We start from the raw sequence: 24124 nt of genomic DNA on the forward strand, positions 1-24124 counted from the left end.
TTCAGGCCGCGTGTGAGGCATCTTCCTCTTCGGATTCAGCACCGACGACCTGTGGGGACGGTAATTTGCCGGTTTTCAGAATGGTGCTCAGCACATCTTTTTGTTCTGCCAGCCATAGCGAAAGGGCTTCACGTTGCTCGTCTTCCATTTGCACTGGAGAATTTGTCAGCCAGGTGTCAAGCAGATCCGCCGTATCAAGCATTTTATCATAAGCATCGGCTTCCTTTTTGCTGGTAAACGACATTTTCTCTTCGCCCTCACGAATGACTACGTATTTAACTTCAACCGCCATTTGCAGCCTCTCATAATAACTGTGATTTTATACAGTATATTTCTTTTCGGTTGAGAAATCAACATCAGCAATAAAGACACACGCAAACGTTTTCGTTTATACTGCGCGCGGAATTAATCAGGGGATATTCGTTATGACGTTATTAGGCACTGCGCTGCGTCCGGCAGCAACTCGCGTGATGTTATTAGGCTCCGGTGAACTGGGTAAAGAAGTGGCAATCGAGTGTCAGCGTCTCGGCGTAGAGGTGATTGCCGTCGATCGCTATGCCGACGCACCAGCCATGCATGTCGCGCATCGCTCCCATGTCATTAATATGCTTGATGGTGATGCATTACGCCGTGTGGTTGAACTGGAAAAACCACATTATATCGTGCCGGAGATCGAAGCTATTGCCACCGATATGCTGATCCAACTTGAAGAGGAAGGACTGAATGTTGTCCCCTGCGCTCGCGCAACGAAATTAACGATGAATCGCGAGGGTATCCGTCGCCTGGCGGCAGAAGAGCTGCAGCTGCCCACTTCCACTTATCGTTTTGCCGATAGCGAAAGCCTTTTCCGCGAGGCGGTTGCCGCCATTGGCTATCCCTGCATTGTAAAACCGGTGATGAGCTCTTCCGGCAAGGGGCAGACGTTTATTCGTTCTGCAGAGCAACTTGCTCAGGCATGGGAATACGCTCAGCAAGGCGGTCGCGCCGGAGCGGGCCGCGTAATTGTTGAAGGCGTCGTTAAGTTTGACTTCGAAATTACCCTGCTAACCGTCAGCGCGGTGGATGGCGTCCATTTCTGTGCACCAGTAGGTCATCGCCAGGAAGATGGCGACTACCGTGAATCCTGGCAACCACAGCAAATGAGCCCGCTTGCCCTTGAACGTGCGCAGGAGATTGCCCGTAAAGTGGTGCTGGCACTGGGCGGTTATGGTCTGTTTGGTGTCGAGCTGTTTGTCTGTGGTGATGAGGTGATTTTCAGTGAGGTCTCCCCTCGTCCACATGATACCGGGATGGTGACGTTAATTTCTCAAGATCTCTCAGAGTTTGCCCTGCATGTACGTGCCTTCCTCGGACTTCCTGTTGGCGGGATCCGTCAGTATGGTCCTGCAGCTTCTGCCGTTATTCTGCCACAACTGACCAGTCAGAATGTCACGTTTGATAATGTGCAGAATGCCGTAGGCGCAGATTTGCAGATTCGTTTATTTGGTAAGCCGGAAATTGATGGCAGCCGTCGTCTGGGTGTTGCGCTGGCGACCGCTGAGAGTGTTGTTGACGCCATTGAACGCGCGAAGCACGCCGCCGGACAGGTAAAAGTACAGGGTTAAACCCGGCAAAAAAACGCTACAAAAATGCCCGATCGTAGATCGGGCGTTTTGACTTTTACAGCTTAGCGCCTTCTACAGCTTCACGCGCCAGCTTAGTAATGCGGTCGTAATCGCCCGCTTCCAGCGCATCTGCCGGAACCAGCCAGGAACCACCGATGCACAGCACGCTTTTCAGCGCCAGGTAGTCACGGTAGTTAGCCGGAGAAATACCACCCGTCGGGCAGAAACGGACCTGGGAGAACGGACCCGCGATCGCCTGCAGGGCTTTCACGCCGCCGTTAGCTTCAGCCGGGAAGAATTTGAACTCTTTCAAACCGTAGTCCATACCCAGCATCAGTTCGGAAACAGTGCTGATCCCCGGAATTAGAGGAATAGTCCCTTCGGTAGCAGCTTTCAGCAGCGGCTCGGTCAGACCCGGGCTAATTGCGAACTGTGCACCCGCTTCAGTGACTTCTGCCAGCTGCTGTGGATTCAGCACCGTACCGGCACCCACAATCGCTTCAGGCACTTCTTTGGCGATAGCACGGATAGCGTCAACTGCACACTCGGTACGCAGAGTCACTTCCAGAACGCGCACCCCACCAGCAACCAACGCTTTTGCCATCGGCACTGCGTGTTCCAGTTTTTTTACCACGATAACCGGTACAACCGGGCCGGTGGTCAGGATTGATTCTGCACTTGTTTTCCAGTTTTTCATCAGAGTTTTCTCTCGCCTGATTACAAATTTGTCGTCTTAAAAAGTGATACAGGTTGCGCCCTGTTCGGCACCGGACAGTTTTTCACGCAAGGCGCTGAATAATTCACGTCCTGTCCCCACGCGTGACGCGCTCAGGTCAGGAATGTGCGGTTCGCGAGCAGCCAGTTCCGCTTCGTCTACCAGCAGCGTCAGTTCGCCTGTCTGTCCATTCACACGAATGATGTCCCCGTCGCGCACTTTTGCCAGCAGCCCGCCATCGTAGGCTTCTGGTGTTACGTGGATAGCTGACGGCACTTTACCTGAAGCGCCGGAGAGTCGTCCATCGGTAACTAACGCAATTTTGAAACACCGGTCCAATAATACACCAAGTGGCGGCATGAGTTTATGTAATTCTGGCATTCCGTTCGCTTTTGGCCCCTGATGACGGACAACAACGACACAATCGCGGTCCAGCAAACCCGCTTCAAAGGCCGGCATAACGTCATGCTGGCTTTCAAAAACAACCGCTGGCGCTTCAATCACCTGGTTCTCAACCGGCACGGCAGAGGTTTTCATAACCGCACGGCCCAGGTTACCGCTTAACACTTTTGTCCCACCATGATGAGAGAAAGGTTGTTCGAAGGAAGCGATCACATTGCTGTCGAGTGATTTTTCCGCCCCTTCCCGCCAGTCCAGTTCACCATTATTCAGCCATGGTTCAAGGGTATAACGAGACAGACCAAAGCCTGCCACCGTATTGACATCTTCATGCAGCAGGCCTGCTTTGAGCAGTTCACGCACCAGAACCGGTACGCCACCTGCCGCCTGGAAGTGGTTAATATCGGCCGGACCGTTCGGGTAGAGACGTGCCATCAGCGGTACAACATCAGAAAGGTCAGAGAAGTCATCCCAGTTAATCTGAATACCGGCCGCGCGCGCCATCGCCACCAGGTGCATGGTGTGGTTAGTGGAACCACCGGTCGCCAGCAGAGCAACAATACCGTTCACCACCACTTTCTCATCGATCATCTTACCGATCGGCATCCATTCATTGCCATTACCGGTCATGCGTGTAACCTGACGCGCAGCGGCAGCGGTCAAAGCATCGCGCAGCGGAGAATCCGGATGAACAAAAGAAGAGCCTGGCAACTGCATCCCCATAAACTCCACCACCATCTGGTTGGTGTTGGCAGTACCGTAGAAAGTACATGTTCCCGGCGCGTGATAAGACGCGGCTTCTGACTCCAGTAGTGCCATGCGGTCCACTTTACCTTCGGCATAAAGCTGGCGAATACGCACTTTTTCTTTATTTGGCAAACCGCTTGCCATCGGTCCAGACGGCACAAACACCGCAGGCAAATGACCAAACGACAGGGCTGCCATCGTCAGACCCGGGACAATCTTGTCGCACACACCGAGGAACAGAGCACCATCAAACATGTTATGGGACAGCCCGACCGCCGCAGACATCGCTATCACTTCGCGGCTTAGCAGCGACAATTCCATTCCATCCTGCCCCTGGGTGACACCATCACACATCGCCGGAACACCGCCCGCAACCTGACCAACCGCATTCGCTTCATGCAGGGCTTTACGAATGATTTCTGGATAGTGTTCATAAGGCTGGTGCGCGGAGAGCATGTCGTTATAGGAGGTGATGATGGCGATATTGTTACGCAACATGCTTTTCAAAGAGGCTTTGTCTTCTGGCTGGCAGGCAGCGAAACCGTGTGCCAGGTTACCGCATGCCAACTGCGAACGATGAACGGTCGAAGTTTTCGCTTGTTCTATCCGGGCGAGATAAGCAGAGCGAGTCTCGCGCGAACGTTCAATGATTCGATTTGTTACGCGTAACAATTGTGGATTCATAAAGGCTCCTGAAATTGAGTTGTCAGAGCAGGATGATTCACAACGCGTTTCATTCAGAGGATTTATGACTGAAACGCCTGTAACCGGAGCTCATAGGGCAAAAACGTTTCAGTCAGTGTAATAAAAAAAGCCTCGTGGGTGAATCCGCACGAGGCCTGAAAGTGTAAAAATTGTTCTACAATCTGTGCAAGATCATGTTACCGGTAAAATAACCATAAAGGATAAGCGCAGATATTACTCAAACTCATTCCAGGAACGACCATCACGGGTAATCATCGCCACCGAGGCAACGGGTCCCCAGGTTCCGGCCTGATACGGTTTCGGCGCATCATTGTCCATCGCCCACGCCTCAGTAATGGAGTCTACCCATTTCCAGGCTTCTTCCACTTCATCACGACGTACAAACAGTGCCTGAATACCACGCATGGTTTCCAGCAGCAGACGTTCATAGGCATCCGCCAGATGCGTCTGATTAAAGGTTTCTGAATAGCTCAGATCCAGCTTGGTGATTTGCAGGTTATGTTTGTGGTCAAGGCCAGGAACTTTATTCAGTACCTGGATATCCACGCCTTCATCAGGTTGCAGACGGATAGTCAGTTTATTCTGCGGCAGATCCTGCCACGATTCTTTAAACAGATTCAGTTCAGGTGTTTTGAAATAGACCACGACTTCAGAACATTTGGTCGGCAGACGTTTACCAGTACGCAGGTAGAATGGCACACCGGCCCAGCGCCAGTTATCAATGTCGACGCGGATCGCTACGAAGGTTTCTGTATTGCTGCTCTTGTTCGCGCCCTCTTCTTCCAGATATCCCGGCACTTTTTTGCCCTGGGCGAAGCCCGCAGTATATTGCCCGCGTACGGTTTTTTCGCGTACGTTGGAGCGGTCGATGCGGCGCAGAGACTTCAGTACTTTCACTTTTTCATCGCGGATGCTGTCTGCGCTCAGGTCAGACGGCGGAGACATCGCAATCATGCAGAGAATTTGCAGCAGGTGGTTTTGGATCATATCGCGCATCTGACCGGCTTTATCAAAATAGCCCCAGCGCCCTTCGATCCCCACTTCTTCTGCCACGGTAATCTCAACATGATCAATGGTGCGATTGTCCCAGTTATTCACAAACAGGGAGTTAGCAAAACGCAGCGCCAACAGGTTCAGCACCGTTTCTTTACCAAGATAGTGGTCGATACGGTAAACCTGGCACTCCTCGAAGTATTCGCCAACCTGATCATTGATTTCCTGCGAGGTCGCCAGCGACGTCCCCAGCGGTTTCTCCATGACTACGCGTGCCGGTTTAGCATTCAGTTTAGCCTCGCCAAGCCCTTTGCAAATTGCGCCAAAAGTGCTGGGCGGCATGGCAAAGTAGTTAATGGTGATACGATTTTTTTGATCCAGCATCGCGCCGAGACGGCTGAATGCAGCAGTGTCATTGACATCGAGATTACAAAAATCCAGACGTGCACTCAGGGTGTCCCATAAACCTTCATCAATGGTTTCTTTCATGAAAGTTTCGAGCGCCTCGCGGACAACTTTGGTATATGCCGCTTTATCCCAGTCAGCACGCCCTACGCCGATAATCCGGGTGTCCGGGTTGAGCTGACCGGCTTTTTCCAGTTGATACAGGGAAGGCAGCAATTTACGACGCGCAAGGTCGCCTTTCGCGCCGAAAATGACCAGGTCACAGGCCTGGGCTGTTTGCGTTACCGCCATGTCATTCTCCTTAAGTTAACTAACCCGGTACTTAAGCCAGGGTATACTTGTAATTTTCTTACGGTGCACTGTACTGCTTTTACGAGCTTGCGAAAACTGTAAACGCTTATCCACCCGTGCGATTACGGTAAAAGCGCGCAAAGTGCGGCAAAACTGATAAAAAAATCATCGTTTTCCATTGGGTAAAAATCTGACACTGATCATGTTATGAAAAAAAATAACAACTTTTTTATCTGCTTTTGTCATTAACACGGCACACAGGCGTAATATCTGACAAAACTGCATTTCGATTTCTTTCAGTGCGGAAATCGTCATTACCCGTGAGTCTCTTTACATCATGAATATGCTGGAAAAAATCCAGTCTCAGCTGGAACATTTGAGCAAATCAGAGCGCAAAGTTGCCGAGGTCATTCTGGCTTCGCCCGATAACGCGATCCATTCGAGTATTGCTGCTCTGGCGCTGGAAGCCAATGTTAGCGAACCGACGGTGAATCGTTTCTGTCGCAGCATGGACACGCGCGGTTTTCCTGATTTTAAACTTCATCTGGCACAAAGTCTGGCGAATGGCACTCCCTATGTTAATCGCAATGTCAATGAAGATGACAGCGTTGAATCATACACAGGGAAAATATTTGAGTCCGCAATGGCAACGCTTGATCATGTCCGTCATTCACTGGATAAATCTGCCATCAACCGCGCCGTCGACTTGCTCACTCAGGCAAAAAAAATCGCCTTTTTCGGATTAGGCTCTTCAGCCGCCGTTGCCCACGATGCGATGAATAAGTTCTTTCGTTTTAATGTTCCGGTGGTGTACTCCGATGATATCGTGCTGCAACGCATGAGTTGTATGAATTGTAGCGACGGAGACGTGGTGGTGCTGATTTCTCACACTGGAAGAACAAAAAATCTGGTCGAGCTGGCGCAGCTGGCTCGCGAAAACGACGCAATGGTGATTGCCCTCACCTCTGCGGGTACCCCGCTCGCCCGGGAAGCAACGCTGGCAATTACCCTCGACGTACCGGAAGATACTGACATTTATATGCCCATGGTTTCTCGACTTGCACAGCTGACCGTGATAGATGTGCTGGCGACAGGATTTACTTTGCGACGCGGTGCAAAATTCAGAGATAACTTGAAGCGGGTCAAGGAAGCGCTGAAGGAATCGCGTTTTGATAAGCAGTTACTTAATTTAAGTGACGATCGCTAAAAACGACTGTCACTGTCCTAATCTTATACGACATCCGAATGAGATTAATTTATCGCCATCGCGGCGTTATTTCATTCGGATTTCATGTTCAAGCAACACCTGGTTGTTTCAGTCAACGGAGTATTACATGTCCAGAAGGCTTCGCAGAACAAAAATCGTTACCACGTTAGGCCCAGCAACAGATCGCGATAATAATCTTGAAAAAGTTATCGCGGCGGGTGCCAACGTTGTACGTATGAACTTTTCTCACGGCTCGCCTGAAGATCACAAAATGCGCGCGGATAAAGTTCGTGAGATTGCCGCAAGACTGGGGCGTCATGTGGCTATTCTGGGTGACCTCCAGGGGCCCAAAATCCGTGTATCCACCTTTAAAGAAGGCAAAGTTTTCCTCAATATTGGGGATAAATTCCTGCTCGACGCCAACCTGGGTAAAGGTGAAGGCGACAAAGAAAAAGTCGGTATCGACTACAAAGGCCTGCCTGCTGACGTTGTGCCTGGCGACATCCTGCTGCTGGACGATGGTCGCGTTCAGTTAAAAGTACTGGAAGTTCAGGGCATGAAAGTGTTCACCGAAGTCACCGTCGGTGGTCCCCTCTCCAACAATAAAGGTATCAACAAACTTGGCGGCGGTTTGTCGGCTGAAGCGCTGACCGAAAAAGACAAAGCAGACATTAAGACTGCGGCGTTGATTGGCGTAGATTACCTGGCTGTCTCCTTCCCACGCTGTGGCGAAGATCTGAACTATGCCCGTCGCCTGGCACGCGATGCAGGATGTGATGCGAAAATTGTTGCCAAGGTTGAACGTGCGGAAGCCGTTTGCAGCCAAGATGCAATGGATGACATCATCCTCGCCTCTGACGTGGTAATGGTTGCACGTGGCGACCTCGGTGTGGAAATTGGCGACCCGGAACTGGTCGGCATTCAGAAAGCGTTGATCCGTCGTGCGCGTCAGCTAAACCGAGCGGTAATCACGGCGACCCAGATGATGGAGTCAATGATTACTAACCCGATGCCGACGCGTGCAGAAGTCATGGACGTAGCAAACGCCGTTCTGGATGGTACTGACGCTGTGATGCTGTCTGCAGAAACTGCCGCAGGGCAGTATCCGTCAGAAACTGTTGCAGCCATGGCGCGCGTTTGCCTGGGTGCGGAAAAAATCCCGAGCATCAACGTTTCTAAACACCGTCTGGACGTTCAGTTCGACAATGTGGAAGAAGCTATTGCCATGTCAGCAATGTACGCAGCTAACCACCTGAAAGGCGTTACGGCGATCATTACCATGACCGAATCGGGTCGTACCGCGCTGATGACCTCCCGTATCAGCTCTGGTCTACCAATTTTCGCCATGTCGCGCCATGAACGTACGCTGAACCTGACTGCTCTCTATCGTGGCGTTACGCCGGTGCACTTTGATAGCGCTAATGACGGCGTAGCAGCTGCCAGCGAAGCGGTTAATCTGCTGCGCGATAAAGGTTACTTGATGTCTGGTGACCTGGTGATTGTCACCCAGGGCGACGTGATGAGTACCGTGGGTTCTACTAATACCACGCGTATTTTAACGGTAGAGTAAGTACGTTGCCGGATGCGGCGAAAACGCCACATCCGGCCTACAGTTCAATGATAGTTCAACAGATTTCGAATATTCTGAAGCAAACTTGAACTTATCATCAGGCGAAGGCCTCTCCTCGCGAGAGGCTTTTTTATTTGATGGGATAAAGATCTTTGCGCTTATACGGCTGGATTTCGCCCGGTTTGCGAGTTTTCAGCAATTTTAGTATCCAGGTGTATTGTTCTGGTCGCGGACCAACAAAAATCTCGACTTCTTCATTCATCCGCCGCGCAATCGTATGATCATCCGCCTCTAACAGATCATCCATCGGTGGGCGCACCTGAATCGTCAGACGGTGCGTCTTGCCATCATAAATCGGAAACAGCGGAACAACGCGCGCACGGCACACTTTCATCAAACGACCAATCGCGGGCAACGTCGCTTTATAGGTGGCAAAGAAATCAACAAATTCGCTGTGCTCAGGGCCATGATCCTGATCGGGTAAATAATATCCCCAGTAGCCCTGACGTACCGACTGGATGAATGGTTTAATACCATCATTTCTCGCATGCAGACGACCGCCAAAACGACGACGCACCGTGTTCCAGACATAATCAAAAACCGGGTTGCCCTGATTATGGAACATCGCTGCCATTTTCTGCCCTTGCGAGGCCATCAGCATGGCAGGAATATCGACGGCCCAACCGTGCGGCACCAGAAAGATAACTTTCTCGTTATTACGCCGCATCTCTTCGATGATCTCCAGCCCTTGCCAGTCAACGCGCGGCTGAATTTTCTCCGGCCCGCGTATTGCCAACTCAGCCATCATTGCCATCGCTTGCGGCGCGGTGGCAAACATCTCATCAACAATCGCTTCGCGTTCAGCTTCACTACGTTCTGGAAAGCAGAGCGACAGATTGATTAACGCACGACGGCGTGAGCTTTTTCCCAGTCGTCCGGCAAAACGTCCCAGCCGTGCCAGAATGGGATCACGGAACTTTGGCGGCGTTAAAGCGATACCCGCCATCGCTGCTACGCCCAGCCATGCTCCCCAGTAGCGCGGGTGGCGAAAGGATTTATCAAACTCAGGAATGTATTCGCTATTATTTTTTTTCGTTTCCATGCTTTTCCAGTTTCGGATAAGGCAAAAATCAATCTGGTGATAGTGTAGCGGCGCAACTTGCCCCGCACCAAATAAAAAAAGCCGGTACTGACTGCGTACCGGCTGCGAATGGATGTTAATTAATCAAACCGTAGCTGCGGCACAATCTCTTTGGCCTGCGCCAGGAATTCGCGACGATCGGAGCCGGTCAGCCCTTCAGTACGCGGCAGTTTTGCCGTCAGCGGGTTTACGGCCTGCTGGTTTATCCATACTTCATAGTGCAGATGCGGCCCAGTTGAACGTCCGGTATTACCGGAAAGCGCGATACGGTCGCCACGTTTCACCTTCTGTCCCGGTTTCACCAGAATCTTGCGCAAGTGCATATAACGCGTGGTGTAGCTGCGACCATGACGAATAGCCACATAATAACCTGCTGCACCACTGCGTTTGGCAACCACCACTTCACCGTCACCCACTGAAAGCACTGGCGTACCTTGTGGCATGGCGAAATCAACACCTCTGTGTGGTGCAACGCGACCGGTCACCGGATTAGTACGACGCGGGTTAAAGTTAGACGAGATACGGAACTGTTTCGCCGTCGGGAATCGCAAGAATCCTTTCGCCAGACCAGTACCGTTACGATCGTAGAATTTGCCATCTTCAGCGCGGATAGCGTAATAATCTTTACCTTCTGAACGCAAACGTACGCCCAGCAGCTGGCTTTGCTCACGTTTACCATCAAGCATTTCTCGAGACATTAATACCGCAAATTCATCGCCTTTTTTCAGTTTGCGGAAATCCATTTGCCACTGCATGGCTTTAATCACTGCGCTCACTTCGGCGCTGGTTAAACCGGCGTTTCTGGCGCTGGCAACAAAGCTCCCCCCGACGGTACCTTTCAGCAGATTGTTAACCCACTCTCCTTGCTGCATTTCGCTGGTCATTTTAAAACCGTTAGCGGCAGTACGGTCATAGGTTCGGGTTTCACGACGAGACACTTCCCAGGTGAGGCGCTGCAGTTCGCCGTCCGCGGTTAATGTCCAGGAGAGTTGTTGACCGATTTTCAGGTTACGCAATTCTTTGTCGGCCGCAGCCAGTTGGGTGATATCACCCATATCAATACCATACTGATTGAGAATGCTGCTTAGCGTATCGCCAGTGGAAACAACATATTCATGCACGCCCGCTTCACCGGCGATTTTGTCATCCAGTTCGTCCTGGGGAATGGCTTCATCTTCTTGTGCAGCTTGATCAATCGGCTCACTGGCTTCAGGTAAGAGCGAACGAATTTCGTTCTGTTCCAGCTCAATGGTTTTGACAATTGGCGTGGCATCACGGTGATAAACATAAGGCCGCCAGACAGCGACGGCCAGAGTAAGAACGGTGAGCGACCCCAACATAACGCGGTGTGGTCGCGGTAAATTATTAAACGCCAGGGCGACAGAGCGGGCTATCTGTTGCACGTAATCACTTCCTCATTAATCTCCTTTCAGGCAGCTCGCATACTGGTTGGCTAATTGACTCAGGAATTCTGAATAGCTTGTTTTACCCAGTTTGATATTCGTCCCCAGGGGATCCAACGTTCCCATACGAACGGATGTCCCTCGTGCGACGCTCTCAACGACCGCTGGCCTGAACTGTGGCTCAGCAAAAACGCAGGTTGCTTTTTGCTCAACCAACTGTGTTCTTATTTCATGTAAACGCTGCGCGCCAGGTTGAATCTCAGGGTTAACGGTAAAATGACCAAGCGGTGTCAGTCCAAACTGTTTTTCGAAATAGCCGTAAGCATCGTGAAAAACGAAATAACCTTTCCCCTTGAGCGGCGCGAGCTCGTTACCAACCTGCGTTTCGGTTGAGGCTAATTGTGCCTCAAAATCCTTCAGGTTGGCGTCAAGTTTGGCTCGACTTTGCGGCATAAGTTCCACTAATTTTCCATGGATTGCAACCGCTGTAGCCCGCGCTATCTCTGGGGAAAGCCAAAGATGCATGTTGAAATCGCCGTGATGGTGATCTTCGTCACTTTTTTCCGCGTGGTCGTGATCATCATCATCGCCGTGAATACTTTTCATCAGTAGCGGTTTCACATCTTCAAGCTGCGCAATCGTTACCTGCTTCGCTCCTGGTAATTTGCTTACCGGTTTTTGCATAAACGCTTCCATCTCCGGGCCAACCCAAACGACTAAGTCCGCGTTCTGTAAGCGTTTTACATCAGATGGACGCAGTGAATAATCATGTTCTGAAGCGCCGTCAGGCAGTAAAACCTCCGTTTCTGTTACACCATCAGCAATGGCAGAAGCGATGAACCCAACGGGTTTAAGCGAAGCGACAACGGCGGCATCTGCGGCCTGTGTTGCACCTCCCCAGAGAGCGGCGGATAATGCTGCGAAAAGAAGCGTTTTTTTATGTAACATAATGCGACCAATCATCGTAATGAATATGAGAAGTGTGATATTATAACATTTCATGACTACTGCAAGACTAAAATTAACATGACAAGTCTGGTTTCCCTGGAAAATGTCTCGGTTTCTTTTGGCCAACGCCGCGTCCTCTCTGATGTGTCGCTGGAACTTAAACCTGGAAAAATTTTGACTTTACTTGGGCCAAATGGCGCAGGTAAGTCGACACTGGTACGGGTAGTGCTCGGGCTGGTAACACCCGATGAAGGGGTTATCAAGCGCAACGGAAAACTACGCATCGGCTATGTACCGCAGAAGCTGTATCTCGACACCACGTTGCCACTGACCGTAAACCGTTTTTTACGCTTACGCCCTGGCACACATAAAGAAGATATTTTGCCTGCACTGAAACGTGTCCAGGCCGGGCATCTGATTAACGCACCGATGCAAAAGCTCTCTGGTGGCGAAACACAGCGTGTACTGTTAGCGCGAGCATTGTTAAATCGACCGCAATTATTAGTGCTGGATGAACCCACTCAAGGCGTGGATGTAAATGGCCAGGTGGCGTTATATGACCTTATTGACCAGTTGCGTCGCGAACTGGATTGTGGCGTTTTAATGGTCTCTCACGATCTGCATCTGGTAATGGCAAAAACCGATGAAGTGCTGTGTCTGAATCACCACATTTGTTGTTCCGGCACACCGGAAGTTGTTTCCCTACATCCGGAGTTTATTTCTATGTTTGGTCCTCGTGGTGCTGAACAACTGGGTATCTATCGCCATCATCATAATCATCGTCACGATTTACAGGGACGAATTGTTTTGCGTCGGGGAAATGATCGCTCATGATTGAATTATTATTTCCCGGTTGGTTAGCCGGGATCATGCTCGCCTGTGCCGCGGGTCCGCTGGGTTCGTTTGTAGTCTGGCGTCGTATGTCTTATTTCGGTGATACGCTGGCTCATGCCTCATTACTTGGCGTCGCGTTTGGTTTGTTGCTGGACGTGAATCCATTCTATGCGGTAATTGCCGTTACGCTGCTGCTGGCGGGCGGTCTGGTATGGCTGGAGAAGCGTCCACAGCTGGCGATTGACACGTTATTAGGGATTATGGCGCACAGTGCCCTGTCGCTGGGCCTGGTGGTCGTTAGTCTGATGTCTAACATTCGTGTTGATTTGATGGCTTACCTGTTCGGTGATTTGCTGGCAGTGACGCCAGAAGATCTCATCGCTATTGCGATTGGCGTGGTCATCGTGGTGGCTATTTTGTTCTGGCAATGGCGCAATTTGCTGTCGATGACGATTAGCCCGGATCTGGCGTTTGTTGATGGTGTGAAATTACAGCGCGTGAAATTGTTGTTGATGCTGGTGACGGCATTGACGATTGGTGTAGCGATGAAATTTGTTGGCGCGTTGATTATTACTTCACTGCTGATTATTCCTGCAGCTACTGCGCGTCGCTTTGCCCGTACGCCGGAACAGATGGCTGGTGTCGCTGTTTTGGTGGGGATGGTGGCAGTAACTGGCGGTTTAACCTTTTCCGCGTTTTACGATACGCCGGCGGGTCCGTCGGTGGTGCTATGTGCGGCACTGTTATTTATTCTCAGTATGATGAAAAAGCAGGCCAGCTAATCTATCGCTGAACACATTTGTCGGATGCGGCGCGAGCGCCTTATCCGACCTACGGTTCGCTATCTCTGGCTGGCCTGATAAGACGCGAACAGTGTCGCATCAGACACACTGCCAGTGTCGGATGCGGCGCGAGCGACCAATCCGACTTACGGCATTTCTGGCGGCGTTATGCCAAAGTGATTCCACGCCCGCGTCGTCGCCATACGCCCACGCGGTGTACGCTGCAAAAAGCCTTGCTGAATCAAATAAGGTTCCAGCACATCCTCAATGGTTTCACGTTCTTCGCCAATGGCTGCCGCAAGGTTATCCAGACCTACCGGCCCACCAAAGAACTTATCGATTACCGCCAGCAATAACTTGCGGTCCATATAATCGAAACCTTCAGCATCGACATTCAACATATCCAACGCCTGAGCAGCGATATCTGCCGAGATGGTGCCATCGTGCTTCACTTCGGCGAAATCACGCACTCGACGCAGCAGACGGTTGGCAATGCGCGGCGTACCGCGAGCTCGACGAGCAACTTCCAGCGCGCCGTCATCACTCATCTCAAGCCCCATAAAGCGTGCGCTGCGACTGACGATATATTGCAGATCCGGCACCTGATAAAACTCCAGACGTTGCACAATACCAAAACGGTCGCGCAACGGTGATGTCAGCGAACCTGCGCGCGTGGTTGCACCAATCAGGGTAAACGGCGGCAAATCAATTTTAATGGAGCGTGCCGCCGGACCTTCACCAATCATGATATCCAGTTGGTAGTCTTCCATTGCCGGGTACAGCACTTCTTCAACAACTGGCGATAAACGGTGGATCTCATCAATAAACAGCACGTCATGCGGTTCAAGGTTAGTGAGCATCGCAGCCAAATCGCCCGCCTTTTCCAGCACCGGACCAGAAGTCGTGCGTAAATTAACGCCCATTTCATTGGCGACAATGTTGGCAAGCGTAGTTTTACCCAACCCCGGAGGACCAAAAATCAACAGATGATCGAGGGCATCGCCGCGCAGTTTCGCTGCTTTGATGAAAATCTCCATCTGTGAACGAACCTGCGGCTGACCAACATACTCTTCCAGTAATTTAGGGCGAATGGCGCGATCTGCTACATCTTCCGGCAAAGTGGTACCGGCAGAAATCAGACGGTCTGCTTCAATCATCCTTTACCTCATAACGCGGCGCGTAGGGCTTCGCGAATTAATGTTTCACTGCTGGCGTCAGGGCGAGCGATTTTGCTCACCATGCGGCTTGCTTCTTGTGGTTTATAGCCCAGCGCCACCAGCGCGGCAACCGCTTCCTGTTCAGCATCGTCGGTCGTCGGGCTGGCAGGTGACGTGAGTACCAGGTCGGCGGCTGGCGTAAAGAGATCGCCATGCAAACCTTTAAATCGGTCTTTCATTTCAACAATCAAGCGTTCGGCGGTTTTTTTGCCAATACCCGGCAGTTTCACCAGTGCCCCCACTTCTTCACGCTCAACGGCATTAACGAACTGCTGCGCTGACATTCCGGAGAGGATCGCCAGCGCCAACTTCGGGCCGACGCCGTTGGTTTTGATCAACTCTTTGAACAATGTGCGCTCTTGTTTATTGTTAAAACCGTACAGCAGTTGCGCGTCTTCACGCACCACAAAGTGGGTGAAAACGATCGCTTCCTGACCCGCTTCAGGGAGTTCATAAAAACAGGTCATCGGCATATGCACTTCATAGCCTACGCCGCCCACTTCAATTAACACCAGCGGGGGTTGTTTTTCAATGATGATGCCTCTGAGTCTGCCTATCACATGACGCTCCTGCGTAATGAATCAAAGATAATGCTGTATGATAAAAAAATGCTGGATAGATATCCAGCGAAGGATGAAGAAAACTTGCGAGGCGTCCCAACGATCTGAAAAATGGCGCAGTATAATTTATTCTACAGGTTATATTGGAAGCAAATATTTGAATATTACATATTCAGTGAAGAAATGCGTAATAAAAATATACATTGCGACTCCTGAAATAATAAATTTTTTATGCTATTACGTATATTCATATCTATTTCAATGGAATGACAACGTGAATATTAATTACCCTGCTGAATATGAAATTGGTGATATCGTCTTTACATGTATAGGTGCTGCCTTATTTGGTCAAATATCAGCTGCATCAAACTGCTGGAGTAATCACGTCGGGATCATTATCGGTCATAACGGTGAAGACTTTCTGGTTGCAGAAAGCCGTGTTCCCCTCTCAACCATCACTACGCTATCCCGTTTTATTAAACGCTCTGCTAATCAACGCTATGCTATAAAGCGATTAGACGCCGGGCTGACAGAACAACAGAAACAACGAATTGTTGTACAGGTTCCCTCCCGGCTACGCAAACTTTACCACACGGGTTTTAAATACGAATCTTCCCGCCAGTTCTGTTCAAAATTTGTCTTTGATATTTATAAAGAGGCGCTATGTATTCCGGTGGGTGAAATAGAGACGTTTGGACAACTGTTAAATAGCAATCCGAATGCAAAACTCACTTTCTGGAAATTCTGGTTCTTAGGTTCTATTCCGTGGGAGCGTAAAACCGTCACGCCAGCCAGTTTGTGGCATCATCCGGGTTTGGTGTTGATTCACGCGGAGGGAGTTGAAACGCCTCAGCCTGAACTGACCGAGGCGGTATAACTTAACGCAGTCGCCCTCTCGCCAGGTTCAGCCGCGATTCGCTCATCTGCATTGCATTCTGGCTGACGTGACAATGGGTAATCGCGATAGCTAACGCATCAGCGGCATCCGCTTGTGGATTAGCGGGCAGTTTCAGCAAGGTGCGGACCATATGCTGCACCTGGCTTTTCTCGGCGCTACCAATACCTACCACCGTTTGCTTTACCTGACGTGCCGCGTATTCAAATACCGGCAATTCCTGATTCACCGCCGCCACAATCGCCACGCCGCGCGCCTGGCCCAGTTTCAGGGCTGAGTCAGCGTTCTTCGCCATAAAGACTTGTTCAATGGCGAAATAATCAGGCTGGAACTGGGTGATGATTTCCGTCACGCCCGCATAGATGAGCTTCAGACGAGACGGTAAATCATCCACTTTGGTGCGTATGCATCCACTACCCAGGTAGGACAGTTGCCTGCCTACCTGGCGGATGACGCCATAGCCGGTCACGCGCGAACCCGGATCAATGCCGAGAATAATAGCCATCACGCGTCTCCGTTTTGCTGTTTAGCAGGCCTCATCAGAGAGTCGCTGCAACCTCATCAGAGATTTCACCGTTATGGTAAACTTCCTGCACGTCGTCGCAATCTTCCAGCATATCGATCAGACGCATCAGTTTCGGTGCGGTTTCTGCATCCATATCAGCTTTGGTAGACGGGATCATGGAAACTTCCGCGCTGTCTGCTTTCAGACCTGCCGCTTCCAGAGCGTCGCGCACTTTACCCATTTCTTCCCATGCAGTGTAGACATCAATCGCGCCGTCATCATAGGTCACAACGTCTTCAGCACCTGCTTCCAGTGCTGCTTCCATGATGGTGTCTTCATCGCCTTTCTCGAAGGAGATCACGCCTTTTTTGCTGAACAGATAGGCTACGGAACCATCAGTACCGAGGTTACCGCCACATTTGCTGAATGCATGACGCACTTCAGCAACGGTACGGTTGCGGTTGTCAGACAGACATTCAATCATGATTGCCGTGCCGCCAGGACCGTAACCTTCGTAGATGATGGTTTCCATGTTTGCATCATCATCACCGCCCACACCACGTGCAATTGCGCGGTTCAGTGTGTCACGGGTCATGTTGTTAGACAGTGCTTTATCCACCGCCGCACGCAGACGCGGGTTAGCGTCCGGATCGCCACCGCCCAGCTTAGCCGCGGTTACCAGCTCACGAATGATTTTAGTGAAGATTTTACCGCGCTTAGCATCCTGCGCAGCTTTACGATGTCTGGTGTTGGCCCATTTACTATGACCTGCCATAAAAATATCTCCAGATAGCCCTGCCTGTTCAGGCAGCGTTAATTACAAACTGTTCAATCGCCTGCCGGTTGCTCCAGGACTTAGTGAGCGCCGCCGCAGCAGGCGCATCAAGCCACTTGTAAGCCAGATGTTCAGTGAAAACGATCTGCCGCTCGTGCGGAAGCGCAAGACAGAACCATGATTCCGTATTACGCATCACGCCCGGCGCATAGCGATGACGTAAATGTGAAAAAATTTCAAACTCTACCGTGCGCTGACAGTCAATTAAGGTCAGTTGTTCAGCGACAACATCAATGGTGACCTCTTCCTTTACTTCGCGCATGGCAGCTTGCGGCGCGGTTTCACCCTCTTCCACGCTGCCGGTTACCGACTGCCAGAAATCGGGATCGTCACGCCGCTGCAACATCAGCACCCGTTTCGTATCTTGTGCATAGATGACCACTAAGATCGAAACGGGACGCTTATACACTTTATCCTTCACGCTGCCTCTTCGTTGACTGCCTTCGCTCATCCCATTCACATAGTTATCTATGCTCATGGGAGTTCACTCAGTTGCCGCCTTGATGCAACGCGAATGATTTCGTGTATTTGAGTCATATCAGTTATTCTCAGCCTTCTTCACAACCTGAATGCTCAGCTCAGCCAGTGCAGTCGGGTTAGCAAAGCTCGGTGCTTCAGTCATCAGACACGCTGCCGCCGTGGTTTTCGGGAAGGCGATAACGTCACGGATATTGTCGGTGCCGGTCAGCAGCATGGTCAGACGGTCAAGACCGAATGCCAGACCTGCGTGCGGCGGAGTACCGTATTTCAGAGCGTCGAGCAGGAAGCCGAATTTCTCGCGCTGTTCCTCTTCGTTGATACCCAGAATACCAAACACCGTCTGCTGCATATCACCATTATGGATACGTACTGAACCACCGCCCACTTCGTAACCATTGATGACCATATCGTAAGCGTTCGCCACCGCATTTTCCGGTGCAGCTTTCAGTTCTGCAGCAGTCATGTCTTTCGGTGAGGTGAACGGATGGTGCATTGCCGTCAGGCCGCCTTCACCGTCGTCTTCAAACATCGGGAAGTCGATAACCCACAGCGGTGCCCATTTGCTTTCGTCGGTCAGACCAAGGTCTTTACCCACTTTCAGGCGCAGTGCGCCCATCGCGTCGGCAACAATTTTCTTGTTGTCGGCACCGAAGAAAATCATATCGCCATCTTGCGCGGCAGTACGATCCAGGATGGCTTCGATGATTTCTGCATTAAGGAACTTCGCTACCGGGCTGTTGATACCTTCCAGACCTTTCGCGCGTTCGTTAACTTTGATGTAAGCCAGACCTTTCGCGCCGTAGATTTTAACGAAGTTACCGTATTCGTCGATCTGCTTACGGGTCAGCGATGCGCCGCCCGGAACGCGCAGAGCGGCAACGCGACCTTTCGGATCGTTCGCCGGACCTGCAAATACTGCAAACTCAACAGATTTCAGCAGATCAGCAACGTCGGTCAGTTCCATCGGGTTACGCAGATCCGGTTTATCAGAACCATAACGGCGTTCTGCTTCCGCAAAGGTCATTACCGGGAAATCGCCCAGATCCACGCCCTTCACTTCCAGCCACAAATGACGCACCAGCGCTTCCATCACTTCACGCACTTGCGGCGCGGTCATGAAAGAAGTTTCCACATCGATCTGAGTAAATTCAGGCTGACGATCAGCGCGCAGGTCTTCGTCACGGAAGCATTTAACGATCTGATAGTAACGGTCAAAACCGGACATCATCAGCAGCTGTTTGAACAACTGTGGGGATTGCGGCAGTGCGTAGAATTTACCTTTGTGCACACGAGAAGGCACCAGGTAGTCACGCGCGCCTTCCGGCGTGGCTTTGGTCAGCATCGGAGTTTCGATGTCGAGGAAGCCGTGGTCATCCATAAAACGGCGCACCAGGCTGGTGATTTTAGCGCGGGTTTTCAGGCGCTGAGCCATTTCCGGACGACGCAGGTCGAGGTAGCGGTATTTCAGACGCGCTTCTTCGGTGTTGACGTGGTTAGAGTCAAGCGGCAGAACATCTGCGCGGTTGATGATAGTCAGCGAGGACGCCAGCACTTCGATTTCGCCGGTCGCCATATCGCGGTTAATATTTTTTTCGTCACGCGCACGTACGGTGCCCGTGACCTGAATGCAGAACTCATTACGCAGTTCAGAGGCCAGCTTTAACGCGTCCGCACGATCCGGATCGAAAAATACCTGCACGATACCTTCGCGGTCGCGCATATCGATGAAGATCAGGCTACCAAGATCACGACGACGGTTGACCCAACCACACAGAGTCACCTGCTGCCCCACGTGGGACAAACGGAGCTGTCCACAATATTCTGTACGCATGAGATATCCCTTAACTTAGCTGCCGGCGGATGCCCCCTGCTGCGCAGGTGACCAAGTCGCAGCGTTAGCTGTATGTCACAACTGAATGAAAAAAGGCGGCTATTATACTGGAAATTCTGCCGCACCGTAAGAGCCTGGCCCGCGCTGGAACGCCTCGTTACCACTTTATATCGGGCCTGAAATCAGACTCTACGCCAGTTTGCTATAAAGGTGTTGCCCGAACTCATAAAAATTAACAAAATTTGTCGTTCCGCCATCGGCTAATCGCATTAAGGTGTGAGGCACGATTTTGTTTTTTCAGGAGTCAGCATGCTTGAACTTAATGCTAAAACCACTGCGTTGGTGGTGATCGATTTACAAGAAGGCATCTTACCTTTTGCCGGTGGTCCACATACTGCCGATGAGGTAGTTAATCGCGCCGGGAAGCTGGCGGCGAAATTTCGCGCCAGCGGTCAGCCCGTGTTTCTGGTGCGAGTTGGCTGGTCTGCCGATTACGCCGAAGCATTAAAACAGCCGGTTGATGCCCCCTCCCCCGCTAAAGTGTTGCCCGAAAACTGGTGGCAACATCCAGCTGCATTAGGTGCAACTGACAGTGATATCGAAATCATCAAACGTCAGTGGGGTGCGTTTTACGGTACGGATCTGGAGTTGCAATTACGCCGCCGAGGTATCGATACAATAGTGTTATGTGGGATCTCGACCAATATCGGTGTTGAATCCACCGCCCGCAATGCCTGGGAACTTGGCTTTAATCTGGTGATTGCCGAAGACGCCTGTAGTGCCGCCAGCGCCGAGCAGCACAATAACAGCATCAACCATATCTACCCACGCATCGCCCGTGTGCGTAGCGTGGAAGAGATCCTTCACGCGTTATGATTTACATCGGTCTACCGCAATGGTCGCATCCTAAATGGGTGCGGTTGGGGATCACCAGCCTTGAAGAGTATGCCCGCCACTTTAACTGCGTGGAGGGCAACACCACGCTTTACGCCCTGCCGAAACCCGAGGTTGTCCTGCGCTGGCGTGAACAGACCACAGATGACTTCCGCTTCTGTTTTAAGTTTCCGGCGACCATTTCGCATCAGGCAGCATTACGACATTGCGATGATTTAGTGACTGAATTTTTGACCCGCATGTCACCGTTGGCTCCGCGCATTGGGCAATACTGGCTGCAACTGCCTGCCACATTCGGCCCACGGGAGCTGCCTGCGCTTTGGCATTTTCTCGATTCTCTCCCTGGCGAATTTAATTATGGTGTGGAAGTCCGCCATCCACAGTTTTTCGCCAAAGGGGAAGAGGAACAAACGCTTAATCGCGGTTTACATCAGCGCGGCGTTAATCGGGTGATTTTAGACAGCCGCCCGGTTCATGCAGCACGTCCACACAGTGAAGCTATTCGCGACGCTCAACGAAAAAAACCTAAAGTTCCGGTACATGCTGTACTGACGGCGACAAATCCGCTGATCCGTTTTATCGGGAGTGATGATATGACGCAAAACCGGGAATTATTTCAGGTCTGGTTACAGAAATTAGCGCAGTGGCATCAGACCACTACGCCTTATCTTTTTTTACATACGCCAGACATTGCCCAGGCCCCGGAACTGGTACATACCCTGTGGGAAGACTTACGTAAAACGCTTCCAGAGATCGGAGCAGTTCCGGCTATTCCACAGCAATCTTCTCTTTTCTGAATTTGCCACCTATCATAGACAGGTGCCATCGGCCATTTTAAAGGGAGTTTGTATGGTAAGCGCGCTGTATGCCGTTTTAAGTGCGTTGTTATTAATGAAGTTCTCTTTTGATGTCGTTCGCTTGCGTTTGCAGTACCGCGTTGCCTATGGTGACGGTGGTTTTAGCGAACTGCAAAGCGCTATTCGCATTCATGGTAACGCGGTGGAATATATTCCCATCGCGATTGTGCTGATGCTGTTTATGGAAATGAATGGCGCAGAAACCTGGATGGTGCATATTTGCGGCATCGTTTTGCTTGCTGGTCGTCTGATGCATTATTACGGTTTTCATCACCGTCTGTTCCGCTGGCGACGTTCCGGCATGAGCGCCACCTGGTGTGCGCTGTTGCTGATGGTGCTGGCGAATCTTTGGTATATGCCCTGGGAGTTGGTTTTCTCCCTGCGTTAGCGCACAATACGCCACTTTCTTTTTCCCGGATTTTTACGTTATGTCTCACCGCGACACGCTATTTTCTGCCCCTATCGCCAGACTGGGCGACTGGACCTTTGATGAACGGGTAGCTGAAGTCTTCCCGGATATGATCCAGCGTTCCGTTCCCGGCTATTCCAATATTATTTCCATGATTGGTATGTTAGCCGAGCGCTTCGTTCAACCTGGTACGCAGGTTTACGATCTGGGTTGTTCTCTGGGCGCGGCGACGCTCTCGGTGCGTCGCAACATTCATCATGATAATTGCAAAATTATTGCCATCGACAACTCCCCGGCGATGATTGAACGCTGCCGTCGTCATATTGACGCCTATAAAGCCCCTACGCCAGTAGACGTCATTGAAGGTGATATTCGCGATATCGCCATTGAAAACGCATCGATGGTGGTGCTGAATTTTACCCTGCAATTCCTGGAACCTTCCGAGCGCCAGGCATTACTGGATAAAATTTATCAAGGACTGAACCCGGGCGGCGCGCTGGTGCTTTCGGAAAAATTCAGTTTCGAAGATGCCAAAGTTGGTGAACTGTTGTTCAACATGCACCACGACTTTAAACGTGCCAACGGTTACAGCGAACTGGAGATCAGCCAGAAGCGCAGCATGCTGGAAAACGTGATGCTGACCGATTCCGTGGAAACCCATAAAGCACGCCTGCATAAAGCCGGTTTTGAGCATAGCGAGCTGTGGTTCCAGTGCTTTAACTTTGGTTCACTGGTGGCATTAAAAGCAGAGGACGCTGCATGATCGACTTTGGTAACTTTTATTCTCTGATTGCCAAAAATCATCTTTCACACTGGCTCGAAACGCTGCCCGCGCAGATTGCTAACTGGCAGCGCGAGCAGCAGCACGGGCTGTTTAAGCAGTGGTCCAACGCGGTGGAATTTCTGCCTGAAATTAAACCGTATCGTCTGGATTTATTGCATAGCGTAACCGCCGAAAGCGAAGAGCCACTGAGCACCGGGCAAATTAAACGCATTGAAACGCTTATGCGGAACCTGATGCCATGGCGCAAAGGGCCGTTCTCACTGTATGGCGTCAACATCGATACCGAATGGCGTTCCGACTGGAAATGGGATCGTGTTCTGCCCCATCTTTCTGATTTAACCGGACGCACCATTCTGGATGTCGGCTGCGGCAGCGGTTATCACATGTGGCGCATGATTGGCGCAGGCGCGCACCTCGCGGTGGGGATCGACCCTACGCAACTGTTTCTGTGCCAGTTTGAAGCGGTGCGTAAACTACTGGGTAACGATCAGCGCGCACATTTGTTACCGTTAGGTATTGAACAGCTTCCGGCACTGAAAGCCTTTGATACCGTCTTTTCGATGGGCGTGCTTTACCATCGCCGTTCGCCGCTGGAGCATCTCTGGCAGTTGAAAGATCAACTGGTGAATGAGGGTGAACTGGTGCTGGAAACGCTGGTTATTGATGGCGATGAGAACACGGTGCTGGTACCAGGCGATCGTTACGCGCAAATGCGTAATGTCTATTTCATCCCTTCCGCGCTGGCGCTGAAAAACTGGCTGAAGAAGTGTGGTTTTGTAGATATCCGCATTGTGGATGTGTGCGTTACCACTACTGAAGAGCAGCGACGCACTGAATGGATGGTTACCGAATCTCTGTCCGATTTCCTCGACCCACATGATCCGAGTAAGACAGTTGAAGGTTATCCTGCGCCTAAACGCGCGGTGCTGATTGCGCGCAAGCCGTAAAGGTCTGGTATTACTGCCGGATGCGGCGTGAATGCCTTATCCGGCCTACAAACCCTTGCTAATTCAATCTATTGCAGGGACTATGTAGATACTGTTATGGCCTGCAAGTTTTTTCCTGGTCCGGTTTCCCGGATTGCAGGCATGCCAGACACAGCGCCGTCAGGCG

Annotated in this window: 25 protein-coding genes; 11 read left to right on the forward strand and 14 right to left on the reverse strand. The window is 51.1% G+C overall.

Going from position 1 to position 24124, the window contains the following annotated elements:
* Nucleotide 1 precedes the first annotated feature (1 nt).
* Entirely contained in the window at nucleotides 2-292 is a 291-nt protein-coding gene (gene yebG, locus FTE26_RS11300; RefSeq protein ID WP_000257738.1) for a DNA damage-inducible protein YebG, read from the reverse strand.
* A 133-nt stretch (nucleotides 293-425) separates the two neighbouring features.
* Between yebG and purT the strand changes: the two genes are divergently transcribed.
* Entirely contained in the window at nucleotides 426-1604 is a 1179-nt protein-coding gene (gene purT / locus FTE26_RS11305; protein ID WP_000173474.1) for a formate-dependent phosphoribosylglycinamide formyltransferase, read from the forward strand.
* Nucleotides 1605-1659: 55 nt separating this feature from the next.
* Here purT and kdgA read toward each other — a convergent pair whose 3' ends face one another.
* The 3 genes from kdgA to zwf form a co-directional block, all read right to left on the reverse strand.
* On the reverse strand, nucleotides 1660-2301 hold the full coding sequence (kdgA, locus tag FTE26_RS11310) for a bifunctional 4-hydroxy-2-oxoglutarate aldolase/2-dehydro-3-deoxy-phosphogluconate aldolase (protein ID WP_000800512.1): 642 nt from the start codon (nucleotides 2299-2301) through the stop codon (nucleotides 1660-1662).
* 36 nt (nucleotides 2302-2337) lie between these two features.
* Complete coding sequence (edd, locus tag FTE26_RS11315) at nucleotides 2338-4149, reverse strand: phosphogluconate dehydratase (RefSeq protein WP_001069467.1); 1812 nt, start codon at nucleotides 4147-4149, stop codon at nucleotides 2338-2340.
* A gap of 234 nt (nucleotides 4150-4383) precedes the next feature.
* Complete coding sequence (gene zwf / locus FTE26_RS11320) at nucleotides 4384-5859, reverse strand: glucose-6-phosphate dehydrogenase (protein ID WP_000301727.1); 1476 nt, start codon at nucleotides 5857-5859, stop codon at nucleotides 4384-4386.
* 337 nt (nucleotides 5860-6196) lie between these two features.
* On the opposite strand from zwf, the gene hexR reads away from it, so the two are divergent.
* Complete coding sequence (gene hexR / locus FTE26_RS11325; RefSeq protein ID WP_001056694.1) at nucleotides 6197-7066, forward strand: DNA-binding transcriptional regulator HexR; 870 nt, start codon at nucleotides 6197-6199, stop codon at nucleotides 7064-7066.
* A 127-nt stretch (nucleotides 7067-7193) separates the two neighbouring features.
* A complete protein-coding gene (gene pyk, locus FTE26_RS11330) occupies nucleotides 7194-8636 on the forward strand; it encodes a pyruvate kinase (RefSeq protein ID WP_000091176.1) in 1443 nt (480 codons plus the stop codon).
* Between the two features lie 130 nt (nucleotides 8637-8766).
* On the opposite strand, the gene lpxM is transcribed toward pyk, so the two are convergent.
* From lpxM to znuA, 3 genes are all read right to left on the reverse strand, one after another.
* Entirely contained in the window at nucleotides 8767-9738 is a 972-nt protein-coding gene (gene lpxM / locus FTE26_RS11335) for a lauroyl-Kdo(2)-lipid IV(A) myristoyltransferase (protein WP_000448381.1), read from the reverse strand.
* A 119-nt stretch (nucleotides 9739-9857) separates the two neighbouring features.
* Nucleotides 9858-11180, reverse strand: a complete 1323-nt coding sequence (mepM, locus tag FTE26_RS11340; RefSeq protein ID WP_001184045.1) for a murein DD-endopeptidase MepM — start codon at nucleotides 11178-11180, stop codon at nucleotides 9858-9860.
* 15 nt (nucleotides 11181-11195) lie between these two features.
* On the reverse strand, nucleotides 11196-12128 hold the full coding sequence (gene znuA / locus FTE26_RS11345; RefSeq protein WP_001300644.1) for a zinc ABC transporter substrate-binding protein ZnuA: 933 nt from the start codon (nucleotides 12126-12128) through the stop codon (nucleotides 11196-11198).
* A 78-nt stretch (nucleotides 12129-12206) separates the two neighbouring features.
* Between znuA and znuC the strand changes: the two genes are divergently transcribed.
* Together znuC and znuB are read left to right on the forward strand one after the other, a co-directional pair.
* Nucleotides 12207-12962: a zinc ABC transporter ATP-binding protein ZnuC gene (znuC, locus tag FTE26_RS11350; RefSeq protein WP_000202996.1), complete on the forward strand. Its 756-nt coding sequence runs from the start codon at nucleotides 12207-12209 to the stop codon at nucleotides 12960-12962.
* Nucleotides 12959-13744 carry a zinc ABC transporter permease subunit ZnuB gene (znuB, locus tag FTE26_RS11355; RefSeq protein WP_000571465.1) on the forward strand — a complete coding sequence of 262 codons (786 nt, stop codon included), beginning with the start codon at nucleotides 12959-12961 and terminating at the stop codon, nucleotides 13742-13744. The genes znuC and znuB overlap by 4 nt, the downstream gene beginning before the upstream one ends.
* 146 nt (nucleotides 13745-13890) lie before the next feature.
* Here the strand turns inward: znuB and ruvB are convergent, their stop codons facing one another.
* The 3 genes from ruvB to yobI all read right to left on the reverse strand — a co-directional run bounded on the left by ruvB (nucleotide 13891) and on the right by yobI (nucleotide 15725).
* The gene (gene ruvB, locus FTE26_RS11360) at nucleotides 13891-14901 is read right to left on the reverse strand and encodes a Holliday junction branch migration DNA helicase RuvB (RefSeq protein ID WP_000568519.1); all 1011 of its coding nucleotides are present in this window, start codon (nucleotides 14899-14901) and stop codon (nucleotides 13891-13893) included.
* An 8-nt stretch (nucleotides 14902-14909) separates the two neighbouring features.
* Nucleotides 14910-15521: a Holliday junction branch migration protein RuvA gene (gene ruvA / locus FTE26_RS11365; protein WP_000580328.1), complete on the reverse strand. Its 612-nt coding sequence runs from the start codon at nucleotides 15519-15521 to the stop codon at nucleotides 14910-14912.
* A 138-nt stretch (nucleotides 15522-15659) separates the two neighbouring features.
* Complete coding sequence (yobI, locus tag FTE26_RS11370) at nucleotides 15660-15725, reverse strand: stress response small protein YobI (RefSeq protein ID WP_001386853.1); 66 nt, start codon at nucleotides 15723-15725, stop codon at nucleotides 15660-15662.
* Between the two features lie 70 nt (nucleotides 15726-15795).
* On the opposite strand from yobI, the gene FTE26_RS11375 reads away from it, so the two are divergent.
* The gene (locus tag FTE26_RS11375; protein WP_001024920.1) at nucleotides 15796-16398 is read left to right on the forward strand and encodes a YebB family permuted papain-like enzyme; all 603 of its coding nucleotides are present in this window, start codon (nucleotides 15796-15798) and stop codon (nucleotides 16396-16398) included.
* Nucleotide 16399: 1 nt separating this feature from the next.
* Here FTE26_RS11375 and ruvC read toward each other — a convergent pair whose 3' ends face one another.
* From ruvC to aspS, 4 genes are all read right to left on the reverse strand, one after another.
* Nucleotides 16400-16921 carry a crossover junction endodeoxyribonuclease RuvC gene (gene ruvC / locus FTE26_RS11380; RefSeq protein ID WP_001295503.1) on the reverse strand — a complete coding sequence of 174 codons (522 nt, stop codon included), beginning with the start codon at nucleotides 16919-16921 and terminating at the stop codon, nucleotides 16400-16402.
* A 34-nt stretch (nucleotides 16922-16955) separates the two neighbouring features.
* On the reverse strand, nucleotides 16956-17696 hold the full coding sequence (locus FTE26_RS11385) for a YebC/PmpR family DNA-binding transcriptional regulator (RefSeq protein ID WP_000907248.1): 741 nt from the start codon (nucleotides 17694-17696) through the stop codon (nucleotides 16956-16958).
* A gap of 28 nt (nucleotides 17697-17724) precedes the next feature.
* Entirely contained in the window at nucleotides 17725-18177 is a 453-nt protein-coding gene (gene nudB, locus FTE26_RS11390) for a dihydroneopterin triphosphate diphosphatase (RefSeq protein WP_032157611.1), read from the reverse strand.
* Nucleotides 18178-18294: 117 nt separating this feature from the next.
* Nucleotides 18295-20067, reverse strand: coding sequence for an aspartate--tRNA ligase (gene aspS, locus FTE26_RS11395; protein ID WP_001258662.1), 1773 nt, complete (start codon nucleotides 20065-20067; stop codon nucleotides 18295-18297).
* A 309-nt stretch (nucleotides 20068-20376) separates the two neighbouring features.
* Between aspS and FTE26_RS11400 the strand changes: the two genes are divergently transcribed.
* Genes FTE26_RS11400 through cmoB form a run of 5 tightly spaced genes read left to right on the forward strand, consistent with a single transcriptional unit; the run spans nucleotide 20377 to nucleotide 23958 of the window.
* Complete coding sequence (locus FTE26_RS11400; protein WP_000891620.1) at nucleotides 20377-20943, forward strand: hydrolase; 567 nt, start codon at nucleotides 20377-20379, stop codon at nucleotides 20941-20943.
* The gene (locus FTE26_RS11405; protein ID WP_000639274.1) at nucleotides 20940-21758 is read left to right on the forward strand and encodes a DUF72 domain-containing protein; all 819 of its coding nucleotides are present in this window, start codon (nucleotides 20940-20942) and stop codon (nucleotides 21756-21758) included. Before FTE26_RS11400 ends, FTE26_RS11405 begins: the two co-directional genes overlap by 4 nt.
* A 52-nt stretch (nucleotides 21759-21810) precedes the next feature.
* The gene (locus FTE26_RS11410; RefSeq protein ID WP_000252979.1) at nucleotides 21811-22206 is read left to right on the forward strand and encodes an MAPEG family protein; all 396 of its coding nucleotides are present in this window, start codon (nucleotides 21811-21813) and stop codon (nucleotides 22204-22206) included.
* A gap of 40 nt (nucleotides 22207-22246) precedes the next feature.
* The gene (gene cmoA / locus FTE26_RS11415) at nucleotides 22247-22990 is read left to right on the forward strand and encodes a carboxy-S-adenosyl-L-methionine synthase CmoA (RefSeq protein WP_000019588.1); all 744 of its coding nucleotides are present in this window, start codon (nucleotides 22247-22249) and stop codon (nucleotides 22988-22990) included.
* Nucleotides 22987-23958, forward strand: coding sequence for a tRNA 5-methoxyuridine(34)/uridine 5-oxyacetic acid(34) synthase CmoB (cmoB, locus tag FTE26_RS11420; protein WP_000564745.1), 972 nt, complete (start codon nucleotides 22987-22989; stop codon nucleotides 23956-23958). Before cmoA ends, cmoB begins: the two co-directional genes overlap by 4 nt.
* Nucleotides 23959-24124 lie beyond the last annotated feature (166 nt).

This window comes from Escherichia sp. S10b (assembly GCF_028421345.1).
Taxonomy (GTDB): Bacteria; Pseudomonadota; Gammaproteobacteria; order Enterobacterales; family Enterobacteriaceae; genus ECMA0423.